The 19146-nt window shown below is 72.9% G+C and carries 15 protein-coding genes and 1 riboswitch; of the genes, 12 read left to right on the top strand and 3 right to left on the bottom strand.

What is annotated here, in order from left to right:
• Window positions 1-35: 35 nt before the first annotated feature.
• Window positions 36-1328, bottom strand: a complete 1293-nt coding sequence (locus ACYVJE_RS19255) for an aminodeoxychorismate synthase component I (protein ID WP_461145541.1) — start codon at window positions 1326-1328, stop codon at window positions 36-38.
• A gap of 53 nt (window positions 1329-1381) precedes the next feature.
• Between ACYVJE_RS19255 and ACYVJE_RS19250 the strand changes: the two genes are divergently transcribed.
• The 12 genes from ACYVJE_RS19250 to ACYVJE_RS19195 all read left to right on the top strand — a co-directional run bounded on the left by ACYVJE_RS19250 (window position 1382) and on the right by ACYVJE_RS19195 (window position 17617).
• Window positions 1382-2491 carry a DUF4185 domain-containing protein gene (locus ACYVJE_RS19250; RefSeq protein WP_461145540.1) on the top strand — a complete coding sequence of 370 codons (1110 nt, stop codon included), beginning with the start codon at window positions 1382-1384 and terminating at the stop codon, window positions 2489-2491.
• Window positions 2492-2653: 162 nt separating this feature from the next.
• Window positions 2654-4444, top strand: a complete 1791-nt coding sequence (metG, locus tag ACYVJE_RS19245) for a methionine--tRNA ligase (protein ID WP_461145539.1) — start codon at window positions 2654-2656, stop codon at window positions 4442-4444.
• Between the two features lie 121 nt (window positions 4445-4565).
• Window positions 4566-5393 (top strand): TatD family hydrolase, encoded by an 828-nt coding sequence (locus tag ACYVJE_RS19240; RefSeq protein WP_461145538.1) that lies wholly within the window; start codon window positions 4566-4568, stop codon window positions 5391-5393.
• 193 nt (window positions 5394-5586) lie between these two features.
• Entirely contained in the window at window positions 5587-6030 is a 444-nt protein-coding gene (locus ACYVJE_RS19235) for a transglycosylase family protein (protein WP_461145537.1), read from the top strand.
• A 509-nt stretch (window positions 6031-6539) separates the two neighbouring features.
• Complete coding sequence (locus ACYVJE_RS19230) at window positions 6540-8261, top strand: ubiquitin-like domain-containing protein (RefSeq protein ID WP_461145536.1); 1722 nt, start codon at window positions 6540-6542, stop codon at window positions 8259-8261.
• 236 nt (window positions 8262-8497) lie between these two features.
• Entirely contained in the window at window positions 8498-9352 is an 855-nt protein-coding gene (rsmA, locus tag ACYVJE_RS19225; protein ID WP_461145535.1) for a 16S rRNA (adenine(1518)-N(6)/adenine(1519)-N(6))-dimethyltransferase RsmA, read from the top strand.
• A 267-nt stretch (window positions 9353-9619) separates the two neighbouring features.
• A riboswitch (SAM riboswitch) is annotated at window positions 9620-9707 on the top strand.
• 257 nt (window positions 9708-9964) lie between these two features.
• Complete coding sequence (locus tag ACYVJE_RS19220; RefSeq protein WP_461145534.1) at window positions 9965-10987, top strand: methionine ABC transporter ATP-binding protein; 1023 nt, start codon at window positions 9965-9967, stop codon at window positions 10985-10987.
• Window positions 10984-11667 (top strand): methionine ABC transporter permease, encoded by a 684-nt coding sequence (locus ACYVJE_RS19215; protein ID WP_459157223.1) that lies wholly within the window; start codon window positions 10984-10986, stop codon window positions 11665-11667. The genes ACYVJE_RS19220 and ACYVJE_RS19215 overlap by 4 nt, the downstream gene beginning before the upstream one ends.
• Window positions 11668-11808: 141 nt before the next feature.
• Complete coding sequence (locus ACYVJE_RS19210; protein ID WP_461145533.1) at window positions 11809-12615, top strand: MetQ/NlpA family ABC transporter substrate-binding protein; 807 nt, start codon at window positions 11809-11811, stop codon at window positions 12613-12615.
• Window positions 12616-12744: 129 nt separating this feature from the next.
• Window positions 12745-13701, top strand: coding sequence for a 4-(cytidine 5'-diphospho)-2-C-methyl-D-erythritol kinase (locus ACYVJE_RS19205; RefSeq protein ID WP_459160076.1), 957 nt, complete (start codon window positions 12745-12747; stop codon window positions 13699-13701).
• Between the two features lie 172 nt (window positions 13702-13873).
• A complete protein-coding gene (locus ACYVJE_RS19200; protein WP_461145532.1) occupies window positions 13874-15676 on the top strand; it encodes an ABC-F family ATP-binding cassette domain-containing protein in 1803 nt (600 codons plus the stop codon).
• 243 nt (window positions 15677-15919) lie between these two features.
• Entirely contained in the window at window positions 15920-17617 is a 1698-nt protein-coding gene (locus tag ACYVJE_RS19195; RefSeq protein WP_459157220.1) for a fatty acyl-AMP ligase, read from the top strand.
• Between the two features lie 182 nt (window positions 17618-17799).
• Here the strand turns inward: ACYVJE_RS19195 and pth are convergent, their stop codons facing one another.
• Together pth and ACYVJE_RS19185 are read right to left on the bottom strand one after the other, a co-directional pair.
• Window positions 17800-18378: an aminoacyl-tRNA hydrolase gene (pth, locus tag ACYVJE_RS19190; RefSeq protein ID WP_461145531.1), complete on the bottom strand. Its 579-nt coding sequence runs from the start codon at window positions 18376-18378 to the stop codon at window positions 17800-17802.
• Between the two features lie 70 nt (window positions 18379-18448).
• A complete protein-coding gene (locus ACYVJE_RS19185) occupies window positions 18449-19075 on the bottom strand; it encodes a 50S ribosomal protein L25/general stress protein Ctc (protein ID WP_459157218.1) in 627 nt (208 codons plus the stop codon).
• Window positions 19076-19146 lie beyond the last annotated feature (71 nt).

The following is a 19146-nucleotide window of genomic DNA, read 5'->3' as shown; positions in this document are numbered from 1 at the left end:
GCGGAGATCCGGGCGCGGAACGCGCTGCGCGCGGCCTACCGCTCCGCGGCGCCGAGCACGGCCAGCTGGGGCGCGGCCTTGGTGAGGCTCTCCTGCCACTCGGCGTCCGGGTCGGAGTCGGCGGTGATGCCGCCGCCCACGCCGAACTCGTACTCACCGTCGCGGTGCTCCAGCGTGCGGATGGCCACGTTGAGCTCCATGCCGGCCGCGGGGGAGGCCATGCCGATCGCACCGCAGTAGAGGCCGCGCGGCTGCGCCTCCAGCTCGTCGATGATCTGCACCGCCCGGGGCTTCGGCGCGCCGGTCACCGAGGCGGGCGGGAACGTCGCCCGCAGCAGCCGCCCGTGGGGCAGGTCGGCGGGGACCTCGGCGCGCACCTCGGAGACGAGGTGCCACACGCCGGGGTGCGGTTCCACCTCGAGCAGCCGCGGCACGGTGACCGTGCCGACCTCGGCGACGCGGCCGAGGTCGTTGCGCGCCATGTCCACGATCATCACGTTCTCGGCGGTGTCCTTGGCCGAGGAGCGCAGCGCTTCCGCGTTGGCGTCGTCGGCGGGTCCGCGGCGCGGCAGCGTGCCCTTGATCGGCCGGGAGCGGACCTCGCGCCCGGTGCGCCGCAGGAACAGCTCGGGTGACAGGGACGCGACCGCTCCCCACGGGCCGGCCAGGTACGCCGCGCGGGCCGGGGAGAACCGGGCGCTGCCGTGGGCGAAGACCTCCCACGGTTCGGCGTCGGAGCGCACGCCGAACCGGCAGCAGATGTTGGCCTGGAAGATCTCCCCGGCGGCGATCTCGGCGACGCAGCGCCGCACCGCTTTGCGGTGCTGCTCGCCGTCCGGGTGCGCGGCCGTTCCGGTCCACCCGGCCGGGGCGCTCCGGTGGGCCGTCGCCGGTGCGGAAGCGGTGCGCACGAGCCCGGCGAGCTCGGTGATCAGCTCCGCGGGCGGCGGTTCGGCGCCCAGCGCTTCGAACCACCACCGGCCGTCGCGGTCGCGGCGCAGCACGTGGTCGGCCCAACCCCACGCGGTGCGGGGCAGGCGCCGCGGCTGGGCGTGGCGGTCGGGGTAGCCGAGGTAGCCGATCCACCCGCCGCCGACCGCCCCCGGCCGGTCGCCGGACACCGGGGGGTCGGCCGCGTCGAGCGGGCCGAACTCGGACTCCCGCGGAGTGATCGCCACGGAGGGGGCCAGCACCGCGCTCGAGCCGAACCACTCGCCGGTCAGCGCGGCCGGGCCGGGCAGGTGGTGGCGCCGGGCGCGGGCGACGAGCGCCCGCAGCACCGCCGAGGGGTGGGCGTCGGCGTCCAGCGGCCGCGTGTACAGCTGCATCCCGCCGAGTATGCCGGGTGCGCACCACCGCTCCCGCCGCCGGAGGTGGCGGGGTGACCTGGCTCGCGTTCCCGCTGCCGCGCGTCGGGGCCGCCGGCGCGGGGCGCCGCCGCGCCCGCCGGTCTACGGTGGGCTCCATGGTGCGCGTGCTCACCAGCGTCCGGATCGGACGCGTGACCGGCGAGGAGTCGCGGAACCGGACCGCGAGCCGCTTCGGGGTCACCGCCACGGACCTCGGCATCCCCTGGCGCAGCGCCGACGGGGGGATGCTCGTCGCGTTCGGCGACACCTACGGCAGCGGTTGGGGCGGCTACGGGGCCGGGCCCCGCACGGCCGACTGGCGCTGCAACGTGCTCGCCCGCAGCGGCGCCGCCGACCCGGGGGCGGGGTTGCGGCTGGACTGGATGCTCCCCCGCGGGGACGGCGCGGCCGGCCAGGTGCTGGCACCGGACCGGGAGGTGCGCGCGGCGACGATCATCCCGACCTCGGGGATCTCCGTCGACGGGCGGGAGTACCTGCACTACATGTCCGTCCGGTGCTGGGGAGTGCCGGGCGTGTGGCACACGAACTACGCCGGTCTGGCCTTCTCCGAGGACGGCGGCCGGACGTGGACGAAGTCGCGCACGGCCGTGTGGCCGAACCGCAAGCAGCGGACGCTCGACCGGCTGCGCCGCCGCGACCAGGGCGGGCACCCGTTCCAGATGGTCGGGTTCGCCGGGGTCGTGGACGGCTGGGTGTACCTGCTCGGCACGCCCAGCGGGCGGTTCGGGGCGGCGCACCTGGCCGCGGTGCCGGCGGAGGACCTGCTGCAGGCGCGCGCCTACCGGTACTGGACCGGCGACGGCTGGGGCGAGGACCCGTACCGCGCCGCGGCGCTGCTGCCCGCGCCGGTCGGGGAGGTCTCGGTGGGGTTCCACGACTACCTGGGGGTGTGGCTGGCCACGCACCTGGACGAGCACCGCGCGGCGATCGTGCTGCGCAGCGCTCCGGAGCTGACCGGGCCGTGGAGCGCGGGGGAGGTCGCGGTGGCCGGCTTCGACTACCCGGCGCTGTACGGCGGGTTCCAGTGCCCGTGGCCGCGGGACCGGCCGGCGCTGTACTTCACGCTCACCCAGTGGGGCCCGTACAACGTGGACCTGTTCCGCGCCGACCTGGTCGGATGAGGGGCGCTCGGCGGACGGGCCGCTGCCGCGCTCCACCCCCGCTCGAGTGATGTGAGGGACGCATTTCCCGGGAAAAGTCCACCGCCCCGCCCTCCTCGGGACCCGGCGGCGCGCGGGGCGGGCGGTTCGAGCGGTTCCGGTGGTGCGCCGTAGGCTGGAAACATGAGCACCTCCGTGTTGACTGCCGTGGCCTGGCCCTATGCCAACGGTCCGCGGCACATCGGCCACGTGTCGGGTTTCGGTGTGCCGTCGGACGTGTTCACGCGTTACCAGCGAATGGCGGGCAACCGGGTGCTCATGGTGTCCGGCACGGACGAGCACGGCACGCCGATCCTGGTGCAGGCCGAGAAGGAGGGCCTGAGCCCGCGGGAGGTCGCCGACAAGTACAACCGCGTCATCGCCGAGGACCTGCAGGGCCTCGGGCTGTCCTACGACCTGTTCACCCGCACCACGACGAGCAACCACTACGCCGTGGTGCAGGAGATCTTCAAGGCGATGTACCGCAACGGCTACATCCAGCCGAAGACGACCACCGGGGCGATCAGCCCGTCGACCGGCCGCACGCTGCCGGACCGCTACATCGAGGGCACCTGCCCGCTCTGCGGGGCCGACAGCGCGCGCGGCGACCAGTGCGACAACTGCGGGAACCAGCTCGACGCGGCCGACCTGATCAACCCGGTCTCGCGGATCAACGGAGAGCGCCCGGCGTTCCAGGAGACCGAGCACCTGTTCCTGGACCTGCCCGCGTTCACCGAATCGCTCGGCAAGTGGCTGTCCACGCGCACCGACTGGCGGCCGAACGTGCTGCGGTTCGTGCGCAACCTCGTCGAGGACATGCGCCCCCGGGCGATCAGCCGCGACCTCGACTGGGGCGTGCCGATCCCGCTGGAGGGCTGGCGGGACCAGTCGATGAAGCGGCTGTACGTCTGGTTCGACGCGGTGATCGGCTACTTCTCCGCCAGCGTCGAGTGGGCCCAGCGCATCGGCCGCCCCGACGCGTGGCAGGCGTGGTGGACCGACCCGTCCGCGCAGGCCTACTACTTCATGGGCAAGGACAACATCACCTTCCACGCCCAGATCTGGCCGGCGCTGCTCATGGGCCACAACGGCCAGGGCGACAGGGGCGGTGAGACCGGCCCGTACGGCGAGCTGAAGCTGCCGGACGAGATCGTCTCCAGCGAGTTCCTCACGATGAGCGGCTCGAAGTTCTCCACCTCGCGGGGCACGGTCATCTACGTCCGCGACTTCCTCCGCGAGTTCGGCCCGGACGCGCTGCGGTACTACATCTCCGTGGCCGGGCCCGAGAACCAGGACACCGACTTCACCTGGGACGAGTTCGTCCGCAGGACGAACTTCGAGCTGGCCAACGAGTGGGGCAACCTGGTCAACCGGGCGATCTCGCTGGCCGCGAAGAACAACGGCGGCGTGCCCGCGCCGAACGCTCCGCGCGAGGAGGACGAGCAGCTGCGCCGGCAGGCCCGCGAGGCCTTCGACGCCGTGGGCGCGAACCTGCGCGGCTCGCGGTTCAAGAACGCCGCGCAGGAGGCGATGCGCGTGGTCAGCGCGGCGAACAAGTACCTGTCCGACCAGGAGCCGTGGAAGCTCGGCGACGACCCGGACCGCCGCGATTCGGTGCTGCACACCGCGCTGCAGGTGGTGGCGGACGCCAACGCCCTGCTGACGCCGTTCCTGCCGCACTCGGGGCAGAAGGTGCACGAACTGCTCGGCGGGACCGGCGTGTGGTCGGCCCAGCCGGAGTTGCACGAGGTCTCCGACGCCGGCGACGGGTCGCAGTACCCCGTGCTCATGGGCGAGTACGAGCAGGAGCAGGCGAGCTGGGGCCCGCAGGAGGTGCCGGTGGGCCGTCCGCTGGCGAAGCCGAAGCCCCTGTTCGGCAAGGTCGACCAGGAGCTGGCCGACACCGGCCCGGAATGGGCGCCGATCCCGGAGTGACGCCGGCGGAGTGATCGGCGGCGCGTTCGAGGAGGCACCCCGCCCGGTCGCGGACCGGCGGCGGTGCCTCCGTCGTGTGTGGACGGTGGTGTTCCCGCACCACCGCTGATGTGGAGGGATGATGAGCAGCAAGCGGGAGCTGCCGCCGGTGCCCGAGTCGTTACCGGCGGCGGCGGTGGACGCGCACACCCACCTGGACGCCATCGGTGCGACGACGCCGGAGGGCGTGCGCGCGGCGGCCGACCGCGCCGCGCGGGCCGGGGTGGGCCGGCTGGTGACGGTCGCCGACGACATCGAGTCGGCGCAGTGGACGGTGCGCGCGGCCGAGTGGGACGAGCGCGTCGTCGCCGCCGTGGCGCTGCACCCGACGCGCACGGAGAAGTTCGACGACTCCGACCGCGAGGTGCTCACCGGGCTCGTCGACCACCCGCGGGTCGTCGCGGTCGGGGAGACGGGGCTGGACTACTACTGGGACTACGCCTCGCCCGCGGCGCAGCAGGAGGCCTTCCGCTGGCACATCGACCTCGCCAAGCGCTGCGGCAAGCCGCTGATGATCCACGACCGCGAGGCGCACGAGGACATCCTGCGCATCCTCGACGAGGAGGGTGCTCCGGAAACCGTCGTGTTCCACTGCTTCTCGGGTGACGCCGACGTCGCCCGGCGGTGCCTGGACGCGGGCTACGTGCTGTCCTTCGCGGGCACGGCGACGTTCCGCAACGCCAAGGGGGTGCGCGCGGCGGCGGAGATCGCGCCCGCGGAGCAGATGCTGGTGGAGACCGACGCCCCGTTCCTGGCCCCGCACCCCTACCGCGGGCGTCCGAACGAGCCGTACTGCGTGAATTACACTCTTCGGGATCTCGCCGAGCTGCGCGGCCAGCCGCTGGAGGAACTCACCGTGGCGACCACGCGCACCGCCGAGCGGACGTTTTCACTCGATCCCGTGACCTGACACCTGGATCCGGACTCGTCGCGTGATGTGGTAAGAGCGGCGCGTCGTCGTCCGGCTTGCGGGGGAGTGCGCACTTCGTACCGTCCGAAGTGGAAGCCGGGATGAGGAGCCCCCGAACCGGGAACCGCCGCGGCGCACCGAGCACCCGCGGTTCCCGCGTCCTCTGCCCGGACCCGCGAGAGTCAGGACGGTTATGCGCAACGACGGCGGCACGGCCGGTTCCTCCCAGCACGCCGATCTCCCCGAGCACCGCGGCCCCGTTCCCCGGCACCGCGGTCGCGCTGCCCGCGCTTCCGGGCGCTTCGCCCTCGCGGCGGTGTTCGCGCTCGGCGCCGCGGCCGGTCCCGCGCTGGCCGCGCAGGCGGCCCCCGCGGGCGCCGAGGGCCGGCTCGTGTGGGACAGGCTCGCCGAGTGCGAGGCGGGCGGCAACTGGCAGGCGAACACCGGCAACGGCTACTACGGCGGGCTGCAGTTCGACGCGCGCACCTGGCGAGCCTACGAGGGTGACCGGTTCGCCGGATATGCCCACAACGCTTCTCGGGAGCAGCAGATTTCAGTCGGTGAAGCGGTCCGCGCCGATCGCGGGGGCTACGGGGCGTGGCCCGCGTGCTCCCGGAAGCTGGGGCTGCCGCGGTGACGCGAGCACCGCTGCCGTCCTCCTGCGCGGTCGTCACCAGCGAATTCCGTTCGCGTTGAGCGCTCGGGCCGCGCCCGGGAGCGCTGTGCGCGCTCGCCGGCCGTCGAGCGCGGGAGTACCGCTGAATGAGTGACGAACGGGAGCGCAGCTGTGGCGAAATGTCACCGCGTGTGACGATCAGGCCCGCGATGTTGGGTAATACGAGTCACATAGCGATGTTGGTTCCTTGGTTCGGCAGCGGAGATCACGCTAAAGTCTCAGCGCCATAACCCACGTCAACGAGTGCCGTGGGAACGGATGCCCGCTAGTCGCCGCCGGAGCACGTCGGGGAGCCAATCCGCCGGATTGGCTGGGACGGCGCTCGGCTACGGGAGTCGAGTACACACGCGAAGCACGAAAGCACCGTGCTGACCCGGGACAGGAGTGTCCGGCATGCGCCCCGCGGGGGAGAGTGCGGCTCGCCGAGTCCCGCAGGTACGGCTTTTGCGCCTTCGGGAGGTAGCGACCCGGTGAACGAAAGCGACGACCCCGGCAATCCCGCGCGCAGCGGTGTCGACCAGGCGACATCCGGGATACCGGCGAACACGATTCCGCGGGGCGGCAGGCGCGGTCCCGGCGGGGGCGCCGACCAGTGGCGGACCGGCCGGTTGGCCGGAGTGATCGAGGACACCGCCGCGTGGCACCAGCCGCGCAGCGCGGAGCGGACCTGGATCGACCCGAGCGAGGCGCAGTCCCGCCCCGCGGCGCGGGCGAGCGCCGTGGGCGTGCTGGACCGCCCGCGCACGGCCGAGGCCCCGGACCCGGTGCTGTCCACGCAGGACATCCCGGCGATCGGGAGCTTCCCGGACACGATGGAGCGCGCGCTCCGCGGTTTCCCGTCCGATGACTACCCGAGCATTCCGCCGGGCACCCTGGAGATCACCCCGCAGGACGTCTACGAGGCGCTCGGCTCGGACGCCGAGGACCTGCTGGCCACGGCGGAGATCGACGTCCACGAGGTCATCCGGCTGATCAACGCCGAGACCACGGTGCTGCCCGCCGTGCCGCTGCCGGTGGTCCCGGACGAGCCGGCGGAGGCCGAGGCGCAGCCGGAAGCGCAGGCCGAAGCCGACCGGGAGGAGGGCGAGGAAGCGCTCACCGCCTGGAAGCGGCGCTTCGTCAAGGGCGCCGTGGCCGCGGTCGTGCTGTCGCTGACCGGTGGCGGCGCTGCCGCGGCTGCGATGGACAAGTCCGTCACGGTCGAGGTGGACGGCAAGGAGCTGTCCGTCAACACCTACGACTCCACGGTCGGCGAGGTCCTCGAGGACGAGGGCATCAACGTGGGGCCGCACGACGCGCTGAGCCCCTCCCCGCAGGCCGAGGTCGACCACGGCGACACCATCACGCTCGACCGCGGCCGCCTGATGAAGGTGTCCGTGGACGGGCAGCAGCGCGAGGAGTGGGTCCGCTCGGCCACCGTCGGCCAGGCGCTGCGGCAGATGGGCGTGTCCGTGCAGGACGCCCAGGTCTCCGCGGACCTCAACCGGGCCGTTCCGCGCGACGGCATGACCGTCAGCGTGCAGACGAGCAAGGACATCACGGTCGTCGACGGCTCCGGCCAGCCGCGTCCGATCACCACGCACGCGGTCACCGTCCAGGACCTGCTCCGCGAGCAGAACCTCGAGCTGGGGCCGCAGGACGAGGTCACGCCCGGCGGCGGACAGAAGATCACCGACGGCACCGAGGTGCGCATCGACCGCACCGACCGCTCGGTGATCAACGTGCGCCAGCCGATCGAACCGCCGGTGCAGGAGATCGTCGACAACTCCATGCTCAAGGGCGAGGAGCACGTCGAGAACCCCGGCAAGGCCGGGGAGAAGATCCTGGTCACCCGCGTGACCGAGCACAACGGCGACGAGGTCTCCCGGGAGACCATCAACGAGAAGGTCGTCCAGCAGGCCGAGCCCCGCGTGATCCGCGTCGGCGGCAAGGAACCGCCGAACAGCGGTGTGTGGGACAAGCTCGTGCAGTGCGAGGCCGGCGGCAACTGGCAGATCAACAGCGGCAACGGCTACTACGGCGGGCTGCAGTTCGACAAGTCCACGTGGGACGCCTTCGGCGGCGACCAGCACGCCGAGTACCCGCACCAGGCCAGCCGCGAGCAGCAGATCTCCGTCGCCGAGAAGGTGCGCGACTCACGCGGGGGCTACGGCGCCTGGCCGGCGTGCTCGAGCGAGCTCGGCCTGAGCTGAGTGGCTGCGCGGAATTGGCCGTTGCGGGCGGGTGGGTGGGGTAGCTGGGAGAACCCCCGGCGGGTCGGTCCGCGTACGCGGGCAGGAAGCGGCTTCGCCGCTCGTCTGACGGACCGGTGCGGCGGTGGTGTCTCCGGCCCCGCGACCGCGGTTTCGGCCGGAAACGCGGGAGAGCGGGTCGGATCCGTCGCGGACGCGTCCGATCGCCGCCGCCCCAGGCCGGTACATTGGTGCGCGTGGACCAGCAGGCGACACTGCTCGGCCCGGCCGATGTGCGCAGGCTGGCCGAGGAGCTCGGGATCCGCCCGACCAAGAAGCTCGGGCAGAACTTCGTGCACGACGCCAACACGGTGCGGCGCATCGTGTCCACCGCCGGTGTGGACGCCGGCGACGTGGTGCTCGAAGTGGGACCGGGACTGGGGTCGCTGACCCTGGGGCTGCTGGACCGGGTCCGCGCGGTCACCGCGGTCGAGGTCGACGCGGCGCTGGCGGGGCGGCTGCCGCGCACGGTCGCCGAGCGCGCCCCGGAGCGCAGCGAGCACCTGCGCACCGTGCAGGCGGACGCGTTGCGCGTGCGCGCGGAGGACTTCCCGGAGAACCCGACCGCGCTGGTGGCGAACCTGCCGTACAACGTGGCCGTGCCGGTGGTGCTGCACCTGCTCGCGGAACTGCCGAGCGTGCGCAGTGGACTCGTGATGGTGCAGGCCGAGGTCGCCGACCGGCTCGCCGCGAGCCCGGGCGGGCGCGACTACGGCGTGCCGAGCGTGAAAGCCGCGTGGTTCGCCGAGGTGCGGCGCGCCGGGTCCGTTCCGCGCGGCGTGTTCTGGCCGGTGCCGAACGTGGGATCCGGGCTGGTGGCGTTCGAGCGCGTCGATCCGCCCTCGGCGGTGCCGCGCGAGGAGGTGTTCCGCCTCGTCGACCAGGCCTTCGCGCAGCGCCGGAAGACGCTGCGCGCGGCGCTGTCGCCGTGGGCGGGTTCGGCCGGGCGCGCCGAGGAGCTGCTGCGGGCGGCGGGCATCGACCCCGCGGCCCGCGGGGAGCGGCTGCGCGTGGCCGATTTCGCGCGCATCGTGGAGCGCGCCCGCGGCTGACCCCGTTCGGCGGTACCCGTTCCGCTGCACCCGTTCCGCGGGATCAGCGCGAGGGTGCGAGCACCTCGCGCCTCGGGTCGAACGCGCCCGGAACGGGACTCCGCGGGACGAATGCCTCCGGGGTGAACGCGAGCTGTGGCCACTCGAACGCGCGTCGTCGCCACTCGAACGCGTGAGCGCGACATGTCCGATCCGTTTCGTTACGTGGGCCATAACAGCTTGCGCGGGAGCGTGCCAGTAGGGTCTACTATTCGGGAAATCGCGAAGAACCCATCCCGAGCGGCCGAGAGACCTGGCTCGACGACGCCGCAGCAACCACCCCCCGGGCAGGTGCTAACGCCAGGAACGATGGAGTTGTGGTGTCCATTTCCCCGCCTGCCAGTCAGCCCGGCCCGACCGGCGGAAGCGCACTCGCCGGACTCGACGCGGCGGAGCGCTCGGAGCGCTGCGTTCCCTCCCCGAGGCTGTTGACGCAACGGCGCGTCATCGATCACGGGCGGCGCACCACGACCGGCTGTCGAACTGGGATGTGATCCCCCAGCCGTCCTCCTTCCCACTCCGCCCCGGGCATTCGTGTGTCCAGGGCCGGTGCGAGCTGATCTGGAGCCGATCGTGATCACTGTTGAGAACCTGACGAAAACCTTCCCGCACAACGGGGAAACCGTGCGTGCCCTGGACAACGTGTCGCTCGAGGTGCCTGCGGGCAGCGTCTGCGGCGTGGTCGGGTCGAGCGGTGCCGGCAAGTCCACGCTCGCCCGGTGCCTCGCGCTGCTGGAGCGCCCCGAGAGCGGCGCCATCCGCGTCGACGGGACCGACCTGCTCTCGCTGCAGGGGCGCGACCTGCGCGCCGCCCGTCGGCAGATCGGCGTTGTGCCGCAAGGGGATTCGCTGCTGCGGCAGCGCACCGCGGCCGGCAACGTCGCCCTGCCGCTGGAGGCGGCGAAGGTGGGCGCACCGCAGCGGCGCAACCGCGTCACCGAGCTGCTCGACCTCGTCGGCCTGTCGGACAAGGCCTCGATCTACCCGGACCAGCTCTCCGGCGGGCAGCGGCAGCGCGTGTCGATCGCCCGCGCGCTGGCGGCGAAGCCCTCGGTGCTGCTGGCCGACGAGCCGACCTCCGCGCTGGACCCGGGCACGACCGACTCGGTGCTGACCGTGCTCGACCGCGTCCGCTCCGAACTGGGCGTCACCGTGCTCGTGGTCACCCACGACATGGCGGTGGTGCGCCGCGTCGCCGATGACGTCGCCGTGCTGGAGCAGGGCAGCGTGGTCGAGAACGGCAGGGTGCTGGACCTCGTCACCGAACCGGGCAGCCGGATCGGCACGACCCTGCTGCCGGAGACCGACCAGGCCGACCGCGTCGTCGGCGCCGTCGGCGGGCAGCACGACGTCGTCGCCGAGGTCGTGCTGGTCGGGTTCGCCGCGGTGGGGGCGCTGCTGCCGGAGGCCTCGAGCCGGTTCGACGTGGGATTGGACATCCTCGGCGGCGGACTGACCCGCCTGGGCGACACCCCGGTGGCGAAGTTCCGGATCGGGATCACCGGTGAACGGTCCGAGTCCGCCCTGAAGTGGATGGTCGAGCGCGACGCGCACGTGCGTCGCAGCCCAGTGAGTGTTGACGGAGTTGCCGCGTGACTGATGTGACCCCCTGGGCCGAGGTGTTCGAACTCCTCGGCCCAGCGACGGTCGAAACCCTGTACATGGTGCTGGTGGCGACCCTGCTCGCAGTGCTCGGCGGGCTACCGCTCGGCGTGCTGCTGCACATGACTTCGCCGGTCGGGCTGAACCCGCGGCCGACGTTGTACAGGGTCCTCGGCGTGATCGTCGACGTGGTCCGCTCGGTGCCGTTCGTGGTGCTGCTGGTCGTGCTGGCGGCGTTCACGCGGCTGCTGGTGGGCACCTCCATCGGCAGCACCGCGGTGATCGTGCCGCTGACCGTGGGAGCCGTGCCGTTCTTCGCGCGGTTGACGCAGAACGCGCTGCGCGAGGTGAACTTCACCGTGGTGGAGGCCGCGGTGACGACCGGGTCGAGCCGGCTGCGCATCGTGTGGACGGTGCTGCTCGGCGAGGCCCGGGCCGCGCTGGTCGGCGCGGTGGGCGTCACCGCCGTGGCGCTGATCGGCTACGCCGCCATGGCCGGCGCGATCGGCGGCGGCGGGCTCGGCACCACCGCGATCCAGGACGGCTACCAGGGCTACGACGACCGGGTGCTCTACAGCTCGGTCGTGGTGCTCGGGGCCCTGGCCTTCGCCATGCAGCTGACCACCGACGCGGTCGCCAAGCTCGTGGACCGGCGCCGCGCCGCCAGCGGGTGACCGCGGGCGGCCGCCGGGGCCCGGTACCGGCCGCTGAGTTGTTTTCCGCAATCCCCTGACGCCTCCCGTGGGGGCGGGCACCCCGCACGTCCGCGCGACGCGGGGACGGGTGTGCCCTTTTCTGTCCAGAAAGGACTGTTCATGCGTACGCGTTTCGCTGCGTTGCTGGGATCCGCCGTGTTCGCGCTGGCGGCCTGCGGCGGGGGCGGCACCCCCGCGCAGGAGGACCCGCAGGCGCCGCTGAAGATCGGCGCGAGCCCCACCCCGCACGCCGAGGTCCTCGAGTTCGTCAAGGACAACCTCGCCGAGGACGCCGGCCTCGACTTCGAGATCGAGCAGTTCGACGACTACAACCGCCCGAACGACGCGCTGCAGCACGGCGAGCTCGACGCGAACTACTACCAGCACAAGCCGTTCCTGGAGAAGTACGAGTCCGAGCGCGGCGGCGAGTTCTCCTGGGTCACCGACGTGCACAGCGAGCCGCTCGGCGTGCACTCGAAGAAGGTCGACGACCTGCAGGACCTCCAACAGGGCGCGACCGTCACCGTTCCGAACGACCCGGCCAACCAGGCCCGCGCGCTGAAGCTGCTGCAGGCCGAGGGCGTGCTGAAGCTCGAGCCGGGCACCGGGCAGAACGCCGGCGTCCGCGACGTCGCGGAGAACCCGAAGAAACTCGAGCTGAAGCCGCTGGCCGCCGACCAGCTGCCGCGCACGGTGCAGGACGCCGCCGCGGCCGTGGTCAACGGCAACTACGCGATCAAGGCCGGCCTCGAGGACCCGATCGCGGTGGAGGACGTCAAGAACGACCCGTACGTCAACGGTCTGGTCAGCACCCCGCAGATGAAGGACGACCCGCGGGTGCGCAAGCTCGCCGAGCTGCTGACCTCGCAGCAGGTCAAGGACTTCATCAACGAGAAGTGGGGCGCGGCGGTCGAACCGGCCGCGTGATCGCGGCAGCACACCGCTGCGGGGCCGGGCGCACGCGCCCGGCCCCTCCTCGTGCTCCGCGCGCCGCGCCCTGCCCAGGCGAGTCGACCCTAACCCGGGGGCGGCACGTACGCTTTGAGTGTGCTCTCCGTGGTTCCAACGCCGATCACCGTCCGCGTGCCAGCGAAAGTGAACCTGCACCTGGCCGCGGGAGACGCGCGCCCGGACGGGTACCACGAGCTGGTCACCGTCTTCCAGGCGCTCTCCCTGGTCGACCAGGTCACCGTGGTGACCTCCGAGCAGTCCGGCATCGAGGTGTACGGGGAGGGCGCCGACGTGGTGCCCGCGGACGCGGACAACCTCGCCTGGCGGGCGGTGCGGGTCATGGCCGAGCGCGCCGAGCGGGACCCGGACGAGCCGGGCGTGCGGCTGTCCATCCACAAGGGCATCCCGGTCGCCGGGGGCATGGCCGGCGGCAGCGCCGACGCGGCGGCGACGCTGCTGGCGCTGAACCAGCTGTGGCGGCTCGAACTGGGCCGCGACGAGCTCTCCGATCTCGCCGCCCCGCTCGGCAGCGACGTGCCGTTCGCCCTGCACGGCGGCACCGCGCTCGGCACCGGCCGCGGTGAGCGGCTCGTGCCCGTGCTGGCGCGGCACCCGTTCCACTGGGTCATCGCCCTGGACGACGAGGGCATGAGCACCCCCCAGGTGTACGCCGAACTGGACCGGCTGCGGGCGGAGAGCAAACCGCACCGGGTCGGCGACGTGGAACCGCTGCTGGAGGCCCTGGCCTCGGGCGACCCGCGGCAGCTCGCGCTGCTGCTGGGCAACGACCTGCAGTCGGCTGCGGTGTCGCTGCGCCCCGGCCTGCGCCGCACGCTGCGCGCCGGGGTGCAGGCCGGCGCCCTCGCGGGGATCGTGTCCGGCTCCGGCCCGACCTGCGCGTTCCTCTGCCTGGACGGGGACGAGGCGGTCCGCGTGGCCGCCGAGCTCTCCGGGGCCGGCGTGTGCCGCACGGTGCGCGTGGCGCAGGGCCCGGTGCCCGGGGCGCGGATCGTCACCGAGGAGCACACCGACCGGCCGACACCCCCGCAAGTGCACGCGTGAGCCGCCCCACCCCGCGGGATGCCGCGGCGGGGCGGGCAGTGTTGTGCCGGGCGGGCCCGACCGGAAGCCCCGGGGGTGCCCGGAAGTACCGAGGTTCCCGGAAGTCCAGGGGTGCACCGGAGCGCGGGCGCACCCACGAGAACGCGAAGTCGATGGAGCGGTTGAACCCCCGATGGTGAATATCGTCAATCTGGAGGCGGTGCACAAGAGCTACGGCGTGCGCCCGTTGCTCGACGGCGTCTCGCTCGGCGTGAGCTCCGGCGACCGCATCGGGGTCGTGGGGCTCAACGGCGGCGGCAAGACGACGCTGCTCGAGGTGCTGTCCCGGCTCGAGGAGCCCGACGAAGGGCGCGTCAGCCACGCCCGCGACCTGCGCACGGCCGTGGTCACGCAGCGCACCGAACTGCCCGCCGGGTCGACGGTGCGGGACGTGGTCCTCGAACCGCAGGGCTACACGGCCGAGCACGAGTGGGCCGCGGACGCCAACGTCCGCTCCGTGCTCGGCGGTCTCGGCATCACCCGCCTCGGGTTGGAAACCGCCGTGGACAACCTGTCCGGCGGCGAGCGGCGGCGCGTGGCGCTCGCCGCCGCGCTCGTGGCCGACCTCGACCTGATCGTGCTCGACGAGCCCACCAACCACCTCGACGTGGAGGGGGTGCGGTGGCTCGCCGAGCACCTGCTCGGCCGGCGCACGTCGCTGATCGTCGTCACCCACGACCGCTGGTTCCTGGACACCGTCTGCAACCGCACGTGGGAGGTCGTCGACGGCCGCGTCGAGCAGTACGAGGGCGGTTACGCCGACTGGGTCTACGCGCGCGCGGAGCGCGCACGGCTGGCCCAGCAGGCCGAGGAGAAGCGCCGCAACCTCGCCCGCAAGGAGCTGGCCTGGCTGCAGCGCGGCGCCAAGGCCCGCACCTCGAAGCCGAAGTTCCGCGTCGAGGCGGCCGAGGCGCTCATCGCCGACGTCCCCGAGCCGCGGGACACGGTGGAGTTGACCGCTTTCGCCAAGCAGCGGCTCGGCAAGACCGTGGTGGAACTGGAGAACGCCGACCTGCGGGTGGACGACCGCGCGCTGCTGAACGACGTCACCTGGCGGCTCGGCCCGGGCGAGCGGATCGGCCTCGTCGGCGTCAACGGCTCCGGCAAGACCACGCTGCTCAACCTGCTCGCCGGGGAGCGCGAACCGGACGCGGGTCGGCGCGTCCAGGGCAAGACGGTGCGGCTGGCCCACCTGACCCAGGAGCTGCACGACTTGCCGGAGCAGTGGCGCGTGCTCGAGGCGATCGAGAAGGTGGCGACCAGCGTCAAGCTCGGCAAGTACGAGCTGTCCGCCTCGCAGCTGGCCGAGCGGTTCGGCTTCGGCAAGGGGCGGCAGTGGACCCGGGTGCAGGACCTCTCCGGCGGGGAGCGGCGCCGGCTGCAGCTGGCGCGGCTGCTCATGGGCGAACCGAACGTGCTCGTGCTCGACGAGCCGACCAACGACCTGGACATCGACACGCTGCAGCAGCTCGAGGACCTGCTGGACGGCTGGGCCGGCACGCTCGTCGTCGTCTCGCACGACCGCTACCTGGTCGAGCGGGTCTGCGACAGCGTCCACGCGCTGTTCGGCGACGGCGCGATCACCCACCTGCCCGGCGGCATCGACGAGTACATCCAGCGGCGGGAGTCGCTGCTGTCCGAGGACAACAGCATCGGGCGCCAGGCCCGCGACGGCGCGGACGAGGACAGCGGTGGCCGGGAAACCACCGGGGGGCTGAGCGGCGCCGAGGAGCACGCCGCGCGCAAGGAGCTCGGCCGCCTGGAGCGGCAGCTGGACAAGCTCACCGAGCAGCAGAAGCAGCTGCACGAGGAGCTCGCCGAGGCCGCCACCGACCCGGAGCGGTTGCCGGAGCTGGAGGCCAAGCGCCGCGACCTGCAGGAGCGCAAGGACGAGGTCGAGGGGCGCTGGCTCGAACTGGCCGACCAGCTCGACTAGGAGCAGGTTCTTGGATCGCTTTACGTGCGGCCTCCCGTAGCGGAACCTCCGGGGCCGCTCATGTTCCGGGTGCTCGACATCGGGTAGTCACCGGTCTGTGAGTTGCTTCTTCGGTGATCACCGCTGCGTGCGAACTCGTTTCAACGCCCGGTTCGAAGAGGCGGCGGTGCGCCGCCCGGAATCCGCCGACGCGGTGATCCGCGGGGCTGTGCAGAGCATCACAGCGGCCGTAAGCTGCCGGACATGAGCAGGTTCGTGGACACGCTGGTCGCCGCGGCGCGGGAGAACACGGCGGACGGGAGCACGGCAGGTGCTGGCACCGCCCGCGGGTTGGTCACGGGGGAGCCGGACGAGCCGGTCCGCCGCAGCTGGGGCGAGGTGCACGCCCGCGCCCGCGGCGCGGCCACCGCGCTGCGCGGCACCGTCGGCCCCGGCGACGCGGTCGCGGTGCTCGCCGCCGATCCCGGTCTGATCGCCTGCGCTGTGCAGGGGGTGTGGCTCAGCGGCGGCAGCGCCACCATGCTGCACCAGCCCACCGCGCGCACCGACCTCGGTCAGTGGGCCGAGGACACGCTGCGCGTGCTGCGCATGATCGGTGCCCGCGTGGTGCTGCTCGGCCCGCCGTTCGACGAGCTCGGCGACGTGCTCACCGACAACGGCATCGCCTTCCAGCGGCTCGGCGAGCTCGTGGACACGCCCCAGGACCCGGAGTTCACCCCGGTCGACGCGGCGGAGGAGTCCGTCGCGCTGCTGCAGCTGACCAGCGGTTCCACCGCCGAGCCGAAGGCGGTGCGCATCACCCACGGCAACCTCGGCGCGAACCTGCGCGCGATCACCGAAGCCGGCCGGCTCGACCCCGAGCACGACGTGGTCGTCTCCTGGCTGCCGCTGTTCCACGACATGGGCATGGTCGGCTGCCTGGCGGTGCCGATGGCGCTGGGCATGGAGGCCGTCAAGGTCACCCCGGCCGACTTCGTCACCCGGCCGCTGCTGTGGCCCGACCTGATCACGCGCTACCGCGGCACCGTCACCGCCGCGCCGAACTTCGCCTACGCGATCACCGGGCGCCGCATGGCGCGGGCCGAGGAGGGCGACTTCGACCTGTCCTCGGTCCGGTTCACGCTCAACGGCGCCGAACCGATCGACCCGTCCGCGGTGCGCATGTTCACCGCTGCGGGTGCGCCGTTCGGGCTGCGCCAGGACTGCATGGTGGCCGCGTTCGGCATGGCGGAGGCGACGCTGGCCGTGTCCTTCGCCCCGCTGCACCGGGGGCTGGAGGTGGATGCGGTGGACGCGGACGCGCTGGAACGCGAGGGGCGCGCCGTGCCCGCCACCTCCGGGGGCGCCGGAGTGCGGCACTTCGCGCTGCTCGGCGAAGCGCTGCCCGGGCTGGAGGTGGAGGTCGTCGACGACGCGGGCGCGCGGCTGGACGACCGCGAGGTCGGACGCCTGCGCGTGCGCGGCGGGGCGGTCAGCCCCGGGTACGTGACCGTCGACGGGTTCGCGCCCACGCAGGACGCCGACGGCTGGTTGGACACCGGCGACGAGGGCTACCTGGTGGGCGGGCAGGTGGTCATCTGCGGGCGCCGCAAGGACGTGATCATCATGGGCGGCCGCAACATCTACCCGGTGGACATCGAACGCGCCGCCTGCGAGGTGGACGGGGTGCGCGCGGGCAACGCGGCCGCGGTGCGGCTGGACGCGGGCAGCAGGCGGGAGCGCTTCGCCGTCGTCGTCGAATCGGCCTCGGCCGGGGACGCGGAGGCCGAGCGCGAGCTGCGCAAGCAGGTCACGGCCCGCGTGGTGGACGCGGTCGGGCTGCGGCCCTCGGCCGTGGTGGTGCTCGCCGCCGGTGGTCTGCCGAAGACCCCGTCCGGCAAGCTCAAGCGCTCCGCGACGGTGTCGCTGGTGCCGCAGGACGTGGCGGCCCAGCAGTCGTGAGCGGCCACGTCGCCGGGGCCGCGGCGACTACGCGCAGGCCGCGGAGCGGTCGACCCCACTCGTGGACACCGTGACGTCGTGGTCCTCGAAGTCCGCGACGAGCTTCAACGCGGCTCCCAGGGCGGTGATGCAGCGCCGGACGGTGCCGAGTTCGGGATGGGCGAGATCGCCGCTCCCGGGGTTCAGTGGAAGCGGTTCTGGGCGGCCTCGAGCCCGTCGTTGACGAGCGCCTCCACGGCGTCGGCGCAGCGGTCGACGAAGTAGCCGAGCTCCTTGCGCTCGGCGGCGGAGAAGTCGCGCAGCACGTAGTCCGCCGGGTCCGTGCGACCGCTCGGCCGGTCCACGCCGAACCGCACGCGCAGGTAGTCGCGGGTGCCGAGGGACTTGCTCACCGACCGCAGGCCGTTGTGCCCGTTCTCGCCGCCGCCCTGCTTGAGGCGGACGGTGCCGAACGGCAGGTCCAGCTCGTCGTGGATCACCGCGATCGACGTCGGCTCGATCTTGAAGAACTTCGCCACGGCCGAGACGGGACCACCGGAGAGGTTCATCAGCGAGCGCGACTTGGCCACCAGCGTGCGGGTGGAGCCCAGGTGCCCTTCGGCGAGCTCGGCACCGCTGCGGTGCGCCCGGAACTTCTCGCGCATGCGCTCGGCCAGCTCGTCGGCGACGAGGAACCCGATGTTGTGCCGATTGCCGGCGTAGCGCGGGCCAGGGTTGCCCAGTCCGACGACCAGGCGGGGGGAACCGGTCACGGGGTGCACTCCACGGGCTGCTGCGAGGAACGGCGGGCGGACGCGGCGCCACCCGGGCGGGCGGCGCCGCATCGGCCGATCAGGACTCGGAGGACTCGCCCTCCTCGGAGCTCTCCTCGGCGGACTCCTCGGTGCTCTCCTCAGCGGCCATCTCGGCCTCGCTCGGGGCCTCGGTGACGTTGACGACCAGCGCCTCCGGTGCGCTCTGCAGCTCGACGCCGCCCGGCAGCGGCACGTCGGCGGCGGTGATCTGCGTGCCGCCCTCGGCCCCGTCGACGGAGATCTCGAGCTGCTCGGGGATGTGCAGCGCCTCGGCGGAGACCTCGATCGCGGTGATCTCCTGGTTCACCAGGGTTCCCGCGTTGGCCTCGCCGGTGACCGAGACCGGGACCTCGACGGTGACCTTCTCGCCGCGCTTGACCACGAGCAGGTCGACGTGCTCGATGTAGGCCTTGATCGGGTGGGTGGTGACCGTCTTGGTCAGCGCCAGCTCGGTGCTGCCGCCGGTGACGTCCAGGCGCAGGACGGCGTTCTGGCCGTTCTCGCGGAGCGCGCGGGCGAACTCGACGGACGGCAGCGACAGGTGCTTCGGGTCGGTGCCGTGCCCGTAGAGCACGGCGGGGATCTTGCCGGCGCGGCGGGTGCGGCGGGCAGCGCCCTTGCCGAACTCGGTGCGCTGTTCGACGGGCAGGCGGACCTCGGACACGGTGGTGTACTCCTCAGGACGTCGGTGAACGTTGGGGCGGCCTGCGGCGGCGGGGCGCGCAACGAGCGAGT

The sequence above is a fragment of the Salinifilum aidingensis genome, assembly GCF_054782015.1.
This window is presented reverse-complemented; position numbering and strand designations above follow the sequence as displayed.